Origin of the sequence: Roseomonas sp. USHLN139, from assembly GCF_037145735.1 — a bacterium.
Classification (GTDB): domain Bacteria; phylum Pseudomonadota; class Alphaproteobacteria; order Acetobacterales; family Acetobacteraceae; genus Pseudoroseomonas.
Genome location: NZ_JBBCWY010000001.1, coordinates 1,233,664 through 1,249,401, shown reverse-complemented (window position 1 = coordinate 1,249,401; position 15,738 = coordinate 1,233,664). Strand labels below are relative to the sequence as shown.

The 15,738-nt window shown below is 72.3% G+C and carries 12 protein-coding genes; 5 read left to right on the top strand and 7 right to left on the bottom strand.

Annotation, left to right across the window (positions count from 1 at the left end; translation table 11 throughout):
• Positions 1-15: 15 nt before the first annotated feature.
• From WFI16_RS05760 to WFI16_RS05735, 6 genes are all read right to left on the bottom strand, one after another.
• Positions 16-1,014: an ABC transporter ATP-binding protein gene (locus tag WFI16_RS05760; protein WP_419896833.1), complete on the bottom strand. Its 999-nt coding sequence runs from the start codon at positions 1,012-1,014 to the stop codon at positions 16-18.
• Complete coding sequence (locus tag WFI16_RS05755) at positions 1,011-2,003, bottom strand: ABC transporter ATP-binding protein (RefSeq protein WP_419896832.1); 993 nt, start codon at positions 2,001-2,003, stop codon at positions 1,011-1,013. Before WFI16_RS05755 ends, WFI16_RS05760 begins: the two co-directional genes overlap by 4 nt.
• Positions 2,000-2,902, bottom strand: a complete 903-nt coding sequence (locus tag WFI16_RS05750) for an ABC transporter permease (RefSeq protein ID WP_419896831.1) — start codon at positions 2,900-2,902, stop codon at positions 2,000-2,002. Before WFI16_RS05750 ends, WFI16_RS05755 begins: the two co-directional genes overlap by 4 nt.
• Positions 2,895-3,839 carry an ABC transporter permease gene (locus tag WFI16_RS05745; RefSeq protein ID WP_419896830.1) on the bottom strand — a complete coding sequence of 315 codons (945 nt, stop codon included), beginning with the start codon at positions 3,837-3,839 and terminating at the stop codon, positions 2,895-2,897. The genes WFI16_RS05750 and WFI16_RS05745 overlap by 8 nt, the downstream gene beginning before the upstream one ends.
• 25 nt (positions 3,840-3,864) lie before the next feature.
• Complete coding sequence (locus tag WFI16_RS05740) at positions 3,865-5,403, bottom strand: ABC transporter substrate-binding protein (RefSeq protein WP_419896829.1); 1,539 nt, start codon at positions 5,401-5,403, stop codon at positions 3,865-3,867.
• A 153-nt stretch (positions 5,404-5,556) separates the two neighbouring features.
• Positions 5,557-7,749: a N,N-dimethylformamidase beta subunit family domain-containing protein gene (locus WFI16_RS05735; RefSeq protein ID WP_419896828.1), complete on the bottom strand. Its 2,193-nt coding sequence runs from the start codon at positions 7,747-7,749 to the stop codon at positions 5,557-5,559.
• A gap of 200 nt (positions 7,750-7,949) precedes the next feature.
• Between WFI16_RS05735 and WFI16_RS05730 the strand changes: the two genes are divergently transcribed.
• Positions 7,950-8,714 (top strand): class II aldolase/adducin family protein, encoded by a 765-nt coding sequence (locus WFI16_RS05730; RefSeq protein WP_419896827.1) that lies wholly within the window; start codon positions 7,950-7,952, stop codon positions 8,712-8,714.
• A gap of 20 nt (positions 8,715-8,734) precedes the next feature.
• Here the strand turns inward: WFI16_RS05730 and WFI16_RS05725 are convergent, their stop codons facing one another.
• The gene (locus WFI16_RS05725) at positions 8,735-9,286 is read right to left on the bottom strand and encodes a DUF2585 domain-containing protein (protein WP_419896826.1); all 552 of its coding nucleotides are present in this window, start codon (positions 9,284-9,286) and stop codon (positions 8,735-8,737) included.
• A gap of 149 nt (positions 9,287-9,435) precedes the next feature.
• Here WFI16_RS05725 and WFI16_RS05720 point away from each other — a divergent pair, with 149 nt between their 5' ends.
• The 4 genes from WFI16_RS05720 (at position 9,436) to WFI16_RS05705 (ending at position 15,722) form a co-directional block, all read left to right on the top strand.
• Complete coding sequence (locus WFI16_RS05720) at positions 9,436-10,737, top strand: O-antigen ligase family protein (RefSeq protein WP_419896825.1); 1,302 nt, start codon at positions 9,436-9,438, stop codon at positions 10,735-10,737.
• A gap of 155 nt (positions 10,738-10,892) precedes the next feature.
• On the top strand, positions 10,893-11,957 hold the full coding sequence (locus tag WFI16_RS05715; protein WP_419896824.1) for a glycosyl hydrolase family 8: 1,065 nt from the start codon (positions 10,893-10,895) through the stop codon (positions 11,955-11,957).
• An 18-nt stretch (positions 11,958-11,975) separates the two neighbouring features.
• Complete coding sequence (locus WFI16_RS05710; RefSeq protein ID WP_419896823.1) at positions 11,976-14,858, top strand: response regulator; 2,883 nt, start codon at positions 11,976-11,978, stop codon at positions 14,856-14,858.
• A 93-nt stretch (positions 14,859-14,951) separates the two neighbouring features.
• A complete protein-coding gene (locus WFI16_RS05705; protein ID WP_419896822.1) occupies positions 14,952-15,722 on the top strand; it encodes an HD-GYP domain-containing protein in 771 nt (256 codons plus the stop codon).
• Positions 15,723-15,738 lie beyond the last annotated feature (16 nt).

The window sequence follows — 15,738 nt, the reverse complement described above, 5'->3', positions numbered from 1 at the left end:
GGTTGGCTCCGGCGTTCAATGGGCTTTGGTCAGCAGATGGCAGGCGGCGAGATGGCCCGGCTTGGTCTCGGCCAGCGGCGGCGCCACCTCGCGGCAGATCGCCATGGCGTGCGGGCAGCGGGTGTGGAAGCGGCAGCCGGGCGGCGGGTTGATGGCGCTGGGCATGTCGCCGGCGACGCGCAGACGGGCCGCGCGGCGCGCCGTGCGCCCGGCCGGATGCGGCGCGGGGACGGCAGCCAGCAACGCCTGGGTATAGGGATGCATCGGCGCGGCGTAGAGTTCCTCCTTGCGCGCCAGCTCGACGATGCGGCCGAGATACATCACCGCGACGCGGTCGGAGATGTGGCGCACCACCGACAGGTCATGCGCGATGAACAGGTAGGTCAGCCCCATCTCCTGCTGCAGGTCCTGCAGCAGGTTGACGATCTGCGCCTGCACCGAGACGTCGAGCGCCGAGACCGCCTCGTCGCAGACGATGAAGCGCGGGCGCAGGATCAGCGCGCGGGCGATGCCGATGCGCTGGCGCTGGCCGCCGGAGAATTCATGCGGAAAGCGCGAGGCAGCGCGGGCGGAGAGGCCCACCCGCTCCAGCATCGCCGCCACCTTGTCGCGCGCGGCGGCATCCGCCTTGGCGCCGTGGATGACCAGCGGCTCCATGACGATGTCCTCGACCGTCATGCGCGGGTTCAGCGCGCCATAGGGATCCTGGAAGACGATCTGCATGCCGCGCCGGGTCTCGCGCAGCTGCTTCGGCGGCAGCGCCATGATGTCGGCGCCGTCGAACAGGACATTGCCGTCGCTGGCCTCCAGCAGGCGGATCAGCAGCCGGCCGAGGGTCGACTTGCCACAGCCGGATTCGCCCACGAGGCCCAGGGTCTCCCCCGGCATGATGCTGAGGGAAACATCGTCGACGGCACGCAGCACGGCGCCGCCGAGGCGCCGGCCGAACCAGCCGGCGGGGCCCACGTGGAAATGCTTGGAGAGGGCAGCCGCCTCGATCAGCGGGCGGATCATGCGGGCTCGGCCATGGGGGCAGCGATCTCCGGCAGGCGGATGCAGGCAGCGGCATGGGCGGGGCCGTGCTCCGCCAGGATCGGCAGGGTCTCGGCGCAGGCGGGCACCGCATGGCCGCAGCGCGGGCGGAAGCGGCAGCCGGAGGGGCGGCGCGCCGGCTCCGGCAGGCTGCCCGGGATGGCGACCAGGCGCGGCCGGTCATGGTCGAGCGAGGGCACGCAGTCGAGCAGGCCGCGGGTATAGGGATGCAGCGGCGCGTCGAACAGGCGCTCGACCGGCGACTGCTCGACGATGCGGCCGGCATACATGACCAGCACGCGGTCGGCGGTTTCCGCCACCACGCCCATGTTGTGGGTGATGATCATGATGGCCATGCCGAACTCGTCGCGCAGGTCCATCAGCAGGTCGAGGATCTGCGCCTGGATGGTGACGTCGAGCGCGGTGGTCGGCTCGTCGGCGATCAGCAGGCGCGGATTGCAGGCGAGCGCGATGGCGATCATCACGCGCTGCCGCTGGCCGCCGGAGAGCTGGTGCGGATAGTCGTCCATCCGCCGCTCGGGCGACGGGATGCCGACCTTGGCCAGCAGCTGGACGGCACGCTCCCGCAGCGCCCGCGGCGACAGGCGCTCATGCGCGCGGATGGTCTCCATGATCTGCTCGCCGATGCGGAAGACCGGGTTGAGCGAGGTCATCGGCTCCTGGAAGATCATGGCGATCCCCGGGCCCCTGATCTTCTGCAACTGCCGCTCCGACAGCTTCGTTAGGTCCTGGCCGTCGAACATCACCGAGCCTGACAGGATTCTCGCGGGTGGTCGCGGAAGGAGCCCCATCACCGTCAGCGCGGTGACGCTCTTGCCGCTGCCGGACTCGCCGACGATCCCCAGGATCTCCCCTGGCTCGATACTGAAAGAAACATCCTCGATGGCGGTGACCTGGCCGCTTTCGGTGCCGAAGGCGGTGGTCAGGTTGCGGATCTCGAGCAGGCTCATTGCTGGATCCTCAGCCGCGGGTCGAGCACGTCGCGCAATCCGTCGCCCAGCATGTTGAGGCCGAGCACGGTGATCATCAGCGCGACGCCGGGGATGGCGATGATCCAGGGGGCGTCGCGCATGAAGTCGCGCCCCTCGGCCATGATATTGCCCCAGGTCGGCGTCGGTGGCACCGCGCCGAGGCCGAGGAAGGACAGCGTCGCCTCGGAAAGAACCGCGTAGGCAAACAGAAAAGAGAGCTGGACGATCATCGGCGCCATGGCATTAGGAAGAATATGGTGCCGCAGGATGCGCCAATGGCCGGCGCCGGCGGCGACCGCGGCCTGCACGTATTCCATCTCGCGCAGCACGATGACCGAGGCGCGGACGATGCGCGCCGTGCGTGGCACATAGACGATGCCCAGCGCCAGGATGACGTTCATCGTCGAGGGCCCGAGCATCGCCGTGACGCCGATCGCCAGCAGGATGGCCGGGAAGGCCATCAGCGCGTCGTTCACCCGCATCAGCACATTGTCGATGCGGCGGAAATAGCCGGCCAGCGCGCCGATCAAGGTGCCGAAGACAGCGTTCAGCGCCACCACCGAGATGCCGATGATCACCGAGAGCTGCGCGCCCCAGACCACGCGCGACCACAGGCTGCGGCCGAAATTGTCGGTCCCCAGGATGTAGTCGCCGCCCGGCGGCAGGAACTTGTTGCGCATCGACAGGCGGTTCGGATCGGCCGTGGTGATCCAGGGCGCGGCAGCGGCCAGGAAGGCGATGATGCCGAACAGGACCAGGCCGGTCAGGAACAGCCGGTGCCGGAACAGCCGCTTCAGCGCGGCGAGCGCCGGGTGGCAGCGCTTCGGCGCGCGTTCCGCCGCCTCGGGCGCGGCGGCCAGGGGAAGAACCTCACTCATAGCGCACCCGCGGATCCAGCACGGCATAGAGCAGGTCGATGCCGATATTGACGAGGACGAGGAAGCCGGTGACCAGCAGCAGCCCGCCCTGCACCATCGGATAGTCGCGGTTCAGCACCGCCTGGGTCAGCAGCTGACCGATGCCGGGGATGGAGAACAGCGCCTCGGTCACCACCGCGCCCGAGAGCAGCAGGCTGATGATGATGCCGACCACCGTGGTGATCGGGATCAGCGCATTCGCCAGGGCATGGCGGAAGACCACCTGGTGATAGGGCAGGCCCTTGGCGCGGGCGGTGCGGATATAGTCCTGGCGCATCACCTCCAGCATGGTGGAGCGGGTGATGCGCGCCAGCAGCCCGGCCTGCAGCAAGGCGAGTGAGATCGCCGGCATGGTGACGCTGCGGAACCACCCCCAGGGGTCCTGGGCGAAAGGCACATAGCCGCCGGTCGGCAACCAGCCGAGATGGACGGCGAAGACGATGATCATCACCAGGCCGAGGAAGAAACTCGGCACCGAGATGCCGATCATGGCAAAGACCATGGCCAGCTGGTCGATGAGGGTGTTCTGCTTCAGCGCCGCGGCGATGCCGCAGAGCAGCCCGATCAGCAGGGTCAGCACCAGCGCATAGGCGGAGAGGCCGAGGGTGACCGGCAGCCGCTCCATGGTGACGGCGAAGACGCCGCGCCCCATCAGGATGGAGCGGCCGAGATCGCCCTGCAGCAGCCCGCCATACCAGTGCAGCAGCTGCCCCAGGAAGGGCTGGTCGAGGCCGAGATCGGCGCGGATCTGCGCCACCTGCTGCGGCGTGGCGGAGAGGCCGGCGATGGCGGCCGCCGGATCGCCCGGGATCAGCCGCATCATGCCGAAGGTGATCAGGCTGACCAGCAGCAGCACCGGCAAGGCGCTGGCCAGCCGCCGCAGGGCGACGCCCATCATGGCGCCGCGCCCTCAGCCGCCTCCCTCACCGCTCCATCCAGACGTTCGAGAAGCGCGGGATGCGGAAGGGGCGGAAGCCCTTCACATTGGCCCGCGTCGCCTGCACCTTGGTCAGCGAGCCGAAGGGATAGGCCAGCGCGCGTTCCATCACCAGCTGCTGCATGCGGGCGAAGGCGGCGTTGCGCTCGGCTTCCGTCGGCTTGGTGTTCATGTCGTTCCAGGCGGCCTCGACATCCGGGTCGCCACGGTCGTCGCGCGGCCGGTAGTTGGCGCCGGGCGAGGCCAGGAACTGCATGGTGGCCAGCGCGCCCAGCGCCGGCTGCGTGCCCCAGCCGGAGTGGAAGAAATGCCACTCGTCGCTGTTCACCTTCTGCGACATCTGCACCGAGGTCGGCCAGTCGACGACGCGCAGCTGCGCATTGATGCCGGCGGCCTTCATCTGCTGCTGCATCACCAGCGCGGCATTGTACATCGCCGGATAGTCACGGTTGGTCAGGATGGTGATCGGCTCGCCCTTGTAGGGCGACTGCGCCAGCAGGCGCTTGGCGGCGGCAATATCGTTGATGTTGTAGAACTGCTTGCCGGCGTCGGTGTAGCTCGGCTGGTTGGGGAACTGGAAGCCGATGTTCAGGCGGAAATTGCCGTCAGTCGCGGCATCCATGATGTCCTCGGCGCCCAGCGCCGCCTGCACCGCGCGGCGGAAGTTCAGGTTGTCGGTGGGCGGTGTCGCGGTGTTGGGCAGGGCGATCTGGATCCACCAGTTCTCCAGCGGCAGCACGGTGACGTTGCGGTTGGCGCGCAGTGCCGCGACCGACTTGGTCGGCACGTCCTCGACGCCCTGCAGCTCGCCGGTCTCGAGGCCGGCGACGCGGGCGGAAGCCTCGGTGACGATGCGGAAGGTCACGGTGTCGAGGCAGGCCAGCTTGTAGCCGCCGAAGCCGGTCGCCTGCTCATAGGCGGTGTTCGGCTTGTAGCCGTCGTAACGGCCGAGCCGCGCCTGGGCGCCCGGGGTGAATTCCAGCAGGCGGAAGGGGCCGGTGCCGACCGGGCGCAGCTGCTGCGGCGCATCATCCTTGTGCTCGGCGGGGATGATGACGATCGGCACGCTGAAGGAGGACAGCGCCTCGATGAAGGTCGGCTGCACCACCTTCATGCGGATGACGAAGGTGGCGGCGTCCGGCGTCTCCCAGCGGTCGACATTGTCCAGCGTGCTGCGCTGCAACCCGATCCGCTTGTAGCGGTCGAAGGAGGCGGCGACATCGGCCGAGGTCATCGGCTTGCCGTTGTGGAAGGTGATGCCGCTGCGCAGCGTGAAGGTATAGGTGAGATGGTCGTCGGATTCGACCATCTTCTCGGCCAGCTCGAGGATCGGCCGGTTGTTCTCGTCGCGCGTCACCAGCGATTCGTAGATGTTCATCGCGATGTTGCGGGTGGAGATGGTGCTGGACGTCATCTGGTCCAGGCTGTTGACATTGGCTTCCTGGCCGAAGACCAGGTCGCCGCCGCGCTGCGGGCATTGGAAGGGCGCGGCGGTGGCCGGCGTCGCGGCGGACGCTGCCGCCAAGGCAAAGCCCAGGGCCACGGCGGCCGCAGGGCGACAGGACGCCAGCAAGGATCGCTGCATCGCGAGAATCCCCAGTTGTGTCGTCGTTTCTTTTGAAGCCTCGGGGACAGCTTCGAAGCAGGGCGTTGCGGCGTCAACTCTATTTCATGATCGTCATGCCATGAAGCGGCGCAGCACGTTCAGCAGCAGCCGGCTGACCGGCCCGTGGAAGCCGTCGTCGCGCCACAGGCTGCCGCAGAAGGTGATGGAGCCGACGGCGAAGACCGCGCCGCCGCCGGGCGTCTCGAAATAGGCGAGCTCGCCGCGCTTCAACGCCTCGGGCGGCTCGCCGGAGACGGTGGCCAGATGCGACAGCAGTTCCTCCGGCACGGTGATGAAGGAGGATGGCGGCTCGACCGAGCGCGCCAGCACCACGGTGCCCGGCGGCGAGCCCAGCGCGGCATCGGCACGGTCGAGCTCGAAGCCGGCGGCACCGCCCCCGGACAGCCCGTAATCGCCGATCCTCTCCTCCTCGACGCCCTCGAAGACCCAGGCGAAGTCCGGCGTCAGCCCGGCCTCGACGCGGCGGTACCAGGTGCCCTCGAACAGCCCCTGCGCCGAGAAGCCGACGCCGGCCAGCGCCTGCGGCGGCCGGCGGTTGCGCCGCCACAACCCGCCATAGGCGCCGTCCAGCTGGTGGTAGTATTCGCCCGGCTCGGCCGCCCAGGCGCGGATGCCGCCCTCGGCGCGGCGCAGCTCGATCATGCCGGGCAGCTCGGGGACGCAGGCGATGCGCCAGTAGAAGCCGTTGCCGCCCAGATAGACCATCTTTCCGCCCGTCGCGGTGAAGGCCGCCAGCGCATCGAGCGTCTGGGCCGTGTGGTATTCGGGATGCGAGCCGGTCAGCACCACCTTGTAGGGCGCGATCAGCGAGGCGCCCTCCTCGTGCAGGTCCTCGTCGGTGACCACATCGAAATCGATCCCCTGCGTCTCCAGCCAGGCCAGCAGATGCGTGTCGGCCGGATAGTGCCGCAGCCCCGATCCCTGCGCGTCATTGAAGGTCAGGAAACCTGGCCGCATGGTCAGGATCGGCCGCAGCCGCGAGGAAAAGGCGATGCCGGTATTGTCCGGATGCCGGTTGTAGGTGGAGCGGCCATAGACCGGAAAATCATCGGGGTTGTGCGGATAGGCGCCCCAGGCGGCGACGCGGGCGCGATAGGCGGCATCGGCATTGCCGCGCGCATGATTGGCATAGGCCTGGTAGGTGAAGGTCGAGGCCAGGAAGGCCACCTTGGCGCGCGGCTTCGCCCCGCGTGCCGGCAGCACGTAGAAGGGCAGGAAATCCTCGCCCTCCGCACAGGTCAGCCGCAGCGCATAGGCGCCGCTGCGCAGGTCATCGGGGATGCGGAACAGGAAGTCCGACTGCCAGCCGCAATCGCCCAGGTCGTCGGCGTGGAAATGGATGGCGGCATAGTCGCGCGGCGCGTGGCGCCAGCACATCTCGTCCCCTGACCAGCGGGCGCCGACCACCGCGCGGGTGGGGACGTTCAGCAGCCGGCCGTGGCAGGCCTGGGGGCCGGTGTCGAGCACCGTCTGGCTGGCGATGTTCTCGGCGAAAGCCCACAGCGCCAGCGGCGCGGCGGGGTTCTCCAGCGGGCGCGGCCAGGTCTCGCGCGTGCCGCTGAGGATGGCAGGGTCCTCGAGCTTGCCGGTGAAGTGGTGCGCCAGCATGCCCGCTTCCCGCTCCGCGCCGACCAGCACCTCGCCGCCGCCGGAAACCGGCAGGAAACCCTGCAGCCCTTCGCGCAGCACGGCGGTGCCGCCCGAGGCCGGGTTCAGCGGCACCTGGCCGAGCCAGAGGCGGCCTGCCTCGGCATCCAGCGACAGCCAGAGCCGGTACCAGCCGCGCGCCGCCAGCGGCACGCCGGTCGCCACCTCGCGCACCGCGCCATCCTGCGCCAGCCGCGCCACCGCCCCCTGCGGCCCCAGCGCCAGGGTGACACGACGGCCGCCCTGCGCCTCGCTGAGCAGCGCCGCCGGTGCCTGGGGCAGCGCGCCGGCCCAGGCCAGCACCGTCCAGGTCACCGCGCCCGGGCCCCGTCGCGGGCCGGAGGGGATGACGGCGCAGGAGCCGAGCTGGATCGGCTGGTGCCGCCCCTGGAACTCGGCATCGAACCGCGCCGAGAGATCCTCGAAGCGCAGGCCGGGGCCGGCCGGGTTGGGATCGCCGCTGATCACCCGCAGCAGCCGCGCGCGGTAGCGGGCGCCGCTGGGCACGCTCACCTGCACCGCCAGCGATTCACCGGGGCGGCGGGAGAAGCGGTCGAGATAGCCGGTGATCGGCAGCTCGCGCGGCGCTGCCGTCATGGCCGGGAGAATCCCATGCTGCGGTGCGGGGGAATGCGCATGCGCTCTCTCCATCGGCGGCAGGGATGCAGTCTTGCGCGGCCCGCGGGGTTCGGAAAGCCCCTGTCTTCGGCATCGTCTTTCAGGTCGTTGCGCGAACACCCTGGTCAGCGCGGCGCTTCGCGTGCAGTCTGCCCGGCGCACAGAGCGAGGCCTTCGACATGAGCGTGGCCATCCAGAAGCTGACCGACAGTGCCGCCGAGGAGCGCGAATGGGCGCTGCGCTGCGACATGGCGGCGGTGTTCCGCGTTGCAGCAAGGCTCGGCTGGAACGAGCAGATCGGCAACCACAACAGCCTGATGCTGCCGGGCGAAGGACCGCCGCGCTTCCTGATCAACCCGCGCGGCTACCTGTTCCAGGAACTGCGCGCCAGCGACCTGATCATCTGCGACCTGGACGGGCGCGTGCTGCAGGGCAGTGGCGAGCTGCGCAAGGTCGCCTTCCATATCCATGCGCGGATCCATGTGCAGAATCCGGGGGCGGCCTGCGTCATCCATGTGCATCCGCGCTGGCTGACCGCGCTGTCGCTGCTGCGCGACACCGAGCTGGCGCTGTCGCACCACAACAACCTGCTGCTGAACGACCGCATCGTCTATGACCACGAGGGCGACGAGCCGGTGCACCAGAACGAGGAAGGCGACCGCATCGCCCGGCTGATGGGCGACAAGACGGTGATGGTGATGCGCGGCCATGGCGTCACCGTGGTCGGCCCGCGGGTGGAGGACGCCTTCGACGAATGCTATTTCGCCGAGCGCACAGCGATGGTGCAGCTGACGGCGCTGCAGACCGGCCAGCCGCTGCACCGCCTGCCGGAGGGGCTGCGCCGCCACCATCGCGGCCCCTGGGGCGACCGGATGGACGCCCGGCTGCATCTCGACGCCTGGCGCCGCATCCTCGACCGGGAGGAGCCGGCCTACAAGGAGTAGGCAGCCCCCCCGGCCCGTCTCTAGCCGGCCGCCTGCCAGTCGCGGATGCCCTCGACCGGCCAGAGCAGCATCAGCACGTTCAAGGTCAGGTTGTCGCGGATGGCATAGAGCGCCAGCAGCTCGAAGAAGACGCCGAGCGCCAGGGTCGCCTTCCAGGGCAGCCGCGCGGCGATGGCGAAGCCCAGCAGCATCCAGCCGAGATCGGCCAGCGAGTTCAGCACGCTGTCGCCCTGGTAGCCGGCGGCCAGCGTCGCCTCGCGGTAGCGGTCGATCACCATCGGCGAGTTTTCCGCCACTTCCCAGGCGGCTTCGACCAGGCTGGCCACCACCATCCGCGCGCCGACCGACCAGCCGGGCCTGACCCAGGCCAGGGCGGCAAAGAACAGAAAGCCGTGGATGATGTGGCTGGGCGTGTACCAGTCGGCGATGTGCTGCGAATTGCCCGGCCCATCGGCCTGGCCGTACCAGAGCAGCACCTCGCCGCAGCTGCAGATCGGCACCCGTCCCATGGCCAGCAGCACCGCGGCCATGACGGCAGCGATGGCCAGCACCCCGAAGACGGGGCGCCTCAAGCGCCGCACCTTGGGGCAGACGGCGCCGGCGCGTATCCTGCGCCCCCCTCGCATCGCTTCAGGACCGGCCGCATGCTTTTCTCTCCTGCCTCGACTCTGCGCGGTTACAGCCCGCGCGCCGCCGCCCTGCAAGCCACGGCCGCCTGAGCATGGCCCTGCCCCGCATCATCTGGACCGCGCCCACGGCGCCGATCCTGCTGGCCGCCCTGCTGGCGCCGACCGTCGCCGTGCTGCAATCCAAGGCCATGGCGCCGATCGGCCTGGTCGCCCTGGTCGCCGCCGTGCTGCTGGCGCGGCGCGAGAGCGGCCGCTGGCCCTGGCCGCTCCGCTTGGGGAGTGGGACCACGCCCGGCCAGGCGGCGCTGGGGCTCGGGCTGCTGCTCGGCCTCTGGGGCGCCGCCTCGGCCGCCTGGGCGCCGGAGCCGGCGCGCGCCCTGAAGGACGGGCTGGCCTTCGCCGGGCTGGTGCTGCTGGCCGCCGCCGCGGCGCGCGCCGTGGCGCAGAGCGGGCCCGAGGCGCGCGCCCCCCTGCCGCATGCCCTGGTCGCCGGCCTGTTCCTCGGCCTCGGCCTCGCCCTGGCCGACCATCTCTCCGGCTCGGCGCTGCGGGCGGCGGTGCGCGGCCTGGCCGAGCCGACGCCGCAGCTGGCCTTCGGGCTGAAGCCGGCGGCCTCGGTGATGGCGCTGCTGCTGCCGCTGCTGGCGGCCACCCCCTGGGGCCGCGCCGCGCGGATCGCCCTGCCGCTGGCCGGCGCGCTGCTGCTGCTCGCCGTGCCCGGCGACACCGCGCGGATCGCCGTCATCGCCGGCCTGGCCGCGGCCGGGCTGGCGGCGCTGCTGCAGCGCTGGGCGCCGGGGCGGCTGGCGGCGGTGCTCGGGCTGGCGCTGGCCGCCATCATCCTGGCGACGCCGCCGCTGCTGCCGGCCCTGCTGCAGAAGGTGGCGCCGGTCGCCGAGCGGCTGCCCCCCTCCGCCATCCACCGCCTGGTGATCTGGCAGTTCGGCGCCGAGCGGGCGGCAGAGCGGCCGCTGCTCGGCTGGGGCATGGAGGCGTCGCGCGCCCTGCCCGGCGGCGACGACCGGCCGTCGCCCGACCGCCTGGCCGCGATCGGCGTGACCAGCCCGGCGCTGCTCGACTGGTTCGCCGCGCCGCATGTGAAGCTGATGCCGCTGCACCCGCACAACGGCCCGCTGCAGCTGCGGCTGGAGCTCGGCACCATCGGCAGCCTGCTGGCGGCGGCGGCGGTGATGCTGCTGGCCATGCAGGCGGGGCTGATGCCGCTGGGCGCCGGCGCGCTGGGCAGCCTGGTGTCCGGATTCGTCACCTTCCTGGCCAGCTTCGGCGCCTGGCAGAGCTGGTGGCTGTGCAGCCTCGCCCTCGCCCTCGTGCTGGCGCAGGGCCTGCAGGATGGGCGCAAGGCCGGCCCCCATGAACGCCCGGGACAACCTTAGGTTGCTCCAGAACCGCTGAAAAACCCCTGTAAATTCAGCGGAGCAGCCATTGTCGTATCGACCACACAAAGGCTTGTGCTCGCATAGGATGCAACGGTAAACGAGTTGCTATCAGAGCGCCGGGGAATGGCTCCCGGCACACGCGAGGACACCCCATGCCCGGCCCCGTGAAGCGGCGCAGCCTGCTTGCTTTCAGTGCCCTGGTGCTGACCGCGACGCCGCGCCTCTCCGGCCATGCCGAGCTGGCCGTCGAGCCGACCATGGGCGAGCCGGCCGAATGGGCCGACTTCAAGCGCATCTACATGACCGAGGCGGGCCGGGTGGTGGATACCGGCAACAAGGACCAGTCGCATTCCGAGGGCCAGGGCTGGGCCATGCTGCTGGCCACCGCCTTCGACGACGAGGCCACCTTCGACCGGGTCCACAACTGGACCCGCACCACCATGCGGCGGCCCTACGACACCCTCTCGGCCTGGAGCTGGAAGCCGAACCGCTCGCGCCCGGTCGAGGACATGAACAATGCCACCGACGGCGATCTCTGCATGGCCTGGGCGCTGTACCGCGCCGCCAAGCGCTGGAAGCGGCCGGAGCTGATGGAGGAGGCGCGGGCGATCGCCCGCGACCTGCACCGGCTCTGCGTGCGCGAGGTCGACGGACGGGCCGTGCTGCTGCCGGCCGCCTATGGCTTCGAGCATTCCGGCTATGTCGTGGTGAACCCCTCCTACTATGTCTTCCCCGCCTTCCCGGCGCTGGCCGCGCTGATGCCGGAAGGCCGCTGGATGGACCTCCACCGGCATGGCCTCGAGCTGCTGCGCGAGGCGCGCTTCGGCCGCTGGGGCCTGCCGGCCGACTGGGTGCGGGTCGCCATGGGCGAGCGGCCGAAGCCCGCCTGGGGCTGGCCGCCGCGCTTCTCCTACGACGCCGTGCGGGTGCCGCTCTATCTCGCCTGGGCCGGACTCGGCGACGAGCCGGCGGCGCAGGCGGCGCTCTCCTTCTGGCATTCCTCGCCGGTCGCCATGCCGGCCTGGACCGAGTTCGGCACGAATGGCGTCTCGCCCTATCCGGCCGACCACGGCATGCGCGCCGTCGCCCAGCTGGTCGGCCAGCCGCGGGCGCGCGCCGAGGAGCTGCCGCAGGTCCGCCAGGCCCCGCACTACTATGCCGCCGCGCTGACCCTGCTGTCGCGCATGGCTGCCTTCGAACGCCCGCCGATGGCCTGAGGGCCTTCGTCGCCTCGCATGACTCTGCCGGCGCGCCCCGCCCCTTCCCCGCAGCCGCCGCCGGCCTATCGCTGGCGGCGCCGCGGGCTGGCGGCCGTGGCGGCGATTACCCTGCTGCTTTCCGGCGGGCTCACCGCCACGCTCTGGCTCGATCACCGCAATTCCACCCGCGTCGCCGAGGAGGCGGCCGGCGCCTGGGCCGCCGCCATGGCCGACCAGGCGGCGACGCTGCTGGGCAGCCTCGACCGGCTGCTGCAGAGCCTGCAGACACTGCCGGCCGAGCCCGGCACCGCCGCCTCGGTGCTGGAGCGGCGCGAGCGCGCCGCGCCGGTCGGGGCCGCCCTGGCCATGGCCGATCCGGCCGGCGGGCTGCAGCTGCTGACGCCGCTGGCGGCCCGCTACCTCGCCGCGCCCGATCTAACGCCGCTGACCGCCAGCCTGGCCGCGCTCTCCCCGGCGCCGGAGCTGAGCATGGCGGCACCGCTGCGCAGCACCGTCGGGCCGCTGCTGCCGCTGCTCCGCCGCCTGCCCGACGGCCAGATCGGCATCGCCCTGCTGCCGCTGCGCCTGGTCGAGGCAGGCTATGCCCGGATCGGCCTGCCGCCCGGCAGCGGGCTGGCGCTGCTCGACCGCCGCGGCAGGCTGCTGGCCAGCCTGCCGTCGCGGCCCGAGCTGCTGGGCCTGCCGCTGCCCGGCCTGCCCGAGGAGGCCCGCGTCGTCGGGCCGCGGCCCTGGCACGGCGCGCTCGACCTGCCCGCCGGCCCGGCCTTCGCGGTCGCCGCCGCGCTGCCCAGCCTGCCGGCGATCCAGCTGGCCACCCAGCTCGAGGCCGCGGCCCTGGCGCCCTGGGCGCGGCGGGCGCGCTGGGCGGTGCTGCTGACCGGCCTGTCGCTGCTGGCGATCGGCGCCGGGGCCTGGCTGCTGCTGCGCGAGGCCGGCCGGCGCCTGGCCAGCCAGACCGCCGCCACCCGCCGGCTGGAGGGGCTGGCGCAGGCCTCGTCCGAGATCGGCCTGCAGGGCGAGCTGCCGGACATGCTGCAGCGGATCGCCCGGCTGGCCCGCCAGGCGGGCGGCGCGGCCTTTGCCACGGTGGCGCTGCAGGATGGCATGCCGCGCCGCCCGGCGCTCGACCTCGCCCCCGGCCATGTGTTGCCCGAGGCCGAGCGCAGCCGGCTGCTGGCCCTGGCCGCCACCCCCGCGCTGGCCGCCGGCCCCTCGCCCCTGGCCCTGCCCGGCGACCCCGCGCTCGGCCGCCTGCCGGTCCTGGCCCTGCCGCTGCAGGATGCCGAAGGGGCGCCGCTCGGCCTGCTGCTGCTGGCCGGGCCGGAGGCCGCGGGCTTCAGCGCCGACGACATCGCCACGCTGCAGCCGCTGGCGCGCCTGGCCGAGATCGCGCTGCGCAACCGCGGCCTGATCACCGCGCTGCGCGCCGCGGTGGAGGAGGCCGAGAGCGGCCGCGCCCGCGTCGAGGCGGTGCTCGAATCCCTCGATGACGGCTTCCTGGCGCTCGATCTCGACTGGCGCATCACCTATGCCAATGGCGCGGCGCGGCGGCTGCTCGGCGATGCCGCGCGGCCGCTGCAGGGCGCGGTGCTGTGGCAGCGCCTGCCCGAGCTGGCCGCCGGCTGCGCCCTCACCCGGCTGCACCGCGTCGCCGCCCGCGCCGAATCGGCCGATTTCGAGGCCAGCCTGTCGGCGCTGGACCGCAGCTTCCGCCTGATCGCCCATCCGGCCGGCGATGGCGTGGCGCTGTACCTGCGGCCGCTGGCCGAGGCGCCGGCGCCGCCGGCGCGCCGGTTGCAGCAGCGGCGGCTGGCGCTGGCCGGGCGGATGGCGGGCCGGCTCGGCGCCGAGGTGCGGGCGCTGCTGGCCCAGGTCGCCGGCCAGGCGGAGACGCTGGAGACGGCGTTGCGCGACAGCGCCCCGGACCTGGCCGGGCTGGCGCGGCAGATCACGGCGGCCACGGCGCTGGGCGCGGCGCAGTGGAACCGGCTGCAGGACATGGCCCGGCCCTATCCGCGCCCGCCGCAGCCCACCGATCTGGCCGCCCGCCTGCGCGACGTCCTGCCGGCGCTGCGCCGCGCCGTGGCGCCCGCGCTGACGCTGACACTGGCGGCGCCGGAGGGGCTGCCACGGCCGATGCTGGCCCCCGCCGCGCTGGAGGATGCCCTGTTCGGCATGCTGGGCCATCTCGCCGAGCTGCTGCCGCCCGGTGGCCGCCTGGCGCTGAGCGTGGAGGAGAGCCGCGCGGCCTTGCCGGCGGCCGGCGCGGACGAGGCCGATGCCGTGCCCGTGCCCGTGCCAGTCCTGGCGCTGCGGCTGGAAGGCCGCGGCCCGCCCGGCTGGGTCGCCCGGCCCGGCCCGGTCGAGCCGCTCTCCGAGGCGGGCCTCGGGGCCATCGCGGCCTTCGCCCGCCGCCAGGGCGGCCTGCTGCGCGCCGAGGCCGTGCCGCCGCAGGGGCCATCGGCTGGCTGGCACCTGACCCTGTTGCTGCCGGCCGGCCCGGCCCCGCCGCCCCGCGCGCCGCTGGCGGCCCATGTCCTGCTGGTCGAGGACGAGGCGCCACTGCGCGCCCGCATGGCCGGGCAGCTGCATGCGCTGGGCTATGCCGTCACCGCCGTCGCCGACGGGCCTGCCGCCCTGGCCGCGCTGGCCGAGGGCACCCGGCCGGACCTGCTGCTGAGCGATGTGGTGCTGCCGGGCGGGTTGAGCGGGGTGCGGCTCGCCGCCGAGCTGCGCACCCGCCAGCCGGGACTGCCCGTGCTGCTGGTCTCCGCTTTCACGCCGCAGCCGGAGGAAGCGGGGCCGGCCTGTGCTCTGCCGCTGCTGGCCAAGCCGGTGAGCACGGCCGAACTGGGCACCCGCCTGGCCGCGCTGCTGCATCCGGCGGGCGCGGCCTGAGCATCTCTTCTCGATTACAACTTTTGCGAGAGGTGATTTTCTCAGTACTTACCCACAAGACAGGTTGGTCACGTTTCTGCTATCTCTGCGGGCATGCAGATGTGCAACGCCATGCTGGAGGCGCAGGCAGCGCTGCCGCGGCAGGGCGGGGCTGCCGAGGTGCCGAAGGACCTGCCCCGGCAGAGTCTGCGGCTGCTGGCGGCCCTCCGGCGGCACCATCCCGCGACCGCGGATCATTCGGTGCGGGTGGCCACCGTGCTGCTCGCCATGTGGTCGCGGCGGCCCGAGGCGATGGGCGACGCTGCGCTCGTGGTCTCCGCCGGCCTGCTGCACGATCTGGGCAAGCTGTTCCTGCCGCTGTCCCTGCTGGAGGCGCCGCGCGGCCTGACCGAGCCGGAGATGCAAGCGATCCGCGCGCATCCGGTCACCGGCGCCGAGACGCTGGCCGCGCTGCGCTTCCCCGAGCCGGTGGTGGCGGCGGCCCGCGACCATCACGAGCGCTGGCAGGGTGGCGGCTATCCCACCGGCCTGCCCGGCGACCGGCTGCTGCCGCTGGCGCGCGCCGTCTGTGTCGCCGATTCCTTCGTGGCGATGATCGAGCCAGGGCGCGCCTACCGCCCCACCCTGTCGGTCGCCGCCGCGCTGGCCGAGGTCGAGGCCTGCTCGGGCACCCAGTTCGATCCCGACTTCGCCCATCTGCTGGTCGAAGGGCTGGGCCCCGCCTTCCAGGCCGAGCTCCGCCTCGACCTGCCGCCCGGCCAGCACTTCCCGGCGCCGCCCGGCCAGCTGGGCACCGGGGTCGCCGGCCTGCTGCCCTCGCACCTGCTGGAGCGGGCGCTGCGCCTGCCGCCCTGCCCCTGGTGAAGGCGGCCTGACCGTC

Coding starts and splice junctions, on each gene's coding strand:
- WFI16_RS05755 (WP_419896832.1), bottom strand. CDS start 2,003: ATGAGCCTGCTCGAGATCCGCAACCTGACCACCGCCTTCGGCACCGAA.
- WFI16_RS05745 (WP_419896830.1), bottom strand. CDS start 3,839: ATGATGGGCGTCGCCCTGCGGCGGCTGGCCAGCGCCTTGCCGGTGCTG.
- WFI16_RS05705 (WP_419896822.1), top strand. CDS start 14,952: ATGCAGATGTGCAACGCCATGCTGGAGGCGCAGGCAGCGCTGCCGCGG.
- WFI16_RS05715 (WP_419896824.1), top strand. CDS start 10,893: ATGCCCGGCCCCGTGAAGCGGCGCAGCCTGCTTGCTTTCAGTGCCCTG.
- WFI16_RS05720 (WP_419896825.1), top strand. CDS start 9,436: ATGGCCCTGCCCCGCATCATCTGGACCGCGCCCACGGCGCCGATCCTG.
- WFI16_RS05730 (WP_419896827.1), top strand. CDS start 7,950: ATGAGCGTGGCCATCCAGAAGCTGACCGACAGTGCCGCCGAGGAGCGC.
- WFI16_RS05750 (WP_419896831.1), bottom strand. CDS start 2,902: ATGAGTGAGGTTCTTCCCCTGGCCGCCGCGCCCGAGGCGGCGGAACGC.
- WFI16_RS05760 (WP_419896833.1), bottom strand. CDS start 1,014: ATGATCCGCCCGCTGATCGAGGCGGCTGCCCTCTCCAAGCATTTCCAC.
- WFI16_RS05735 (WP_419896828.1), bottom strand. CDS start 7,749: ATGACGGCAGCGCCGCGCGAGCTGCCGATCACCGGCTATCTCGACCGC.
- WFI16_RS05710 (WP_419896823.1), top strand. CDS start 11,976: ATGACTCTGCCGGCGCGCCCCGCCCCTTCCCCGCAGCCGCCGCCGGCC.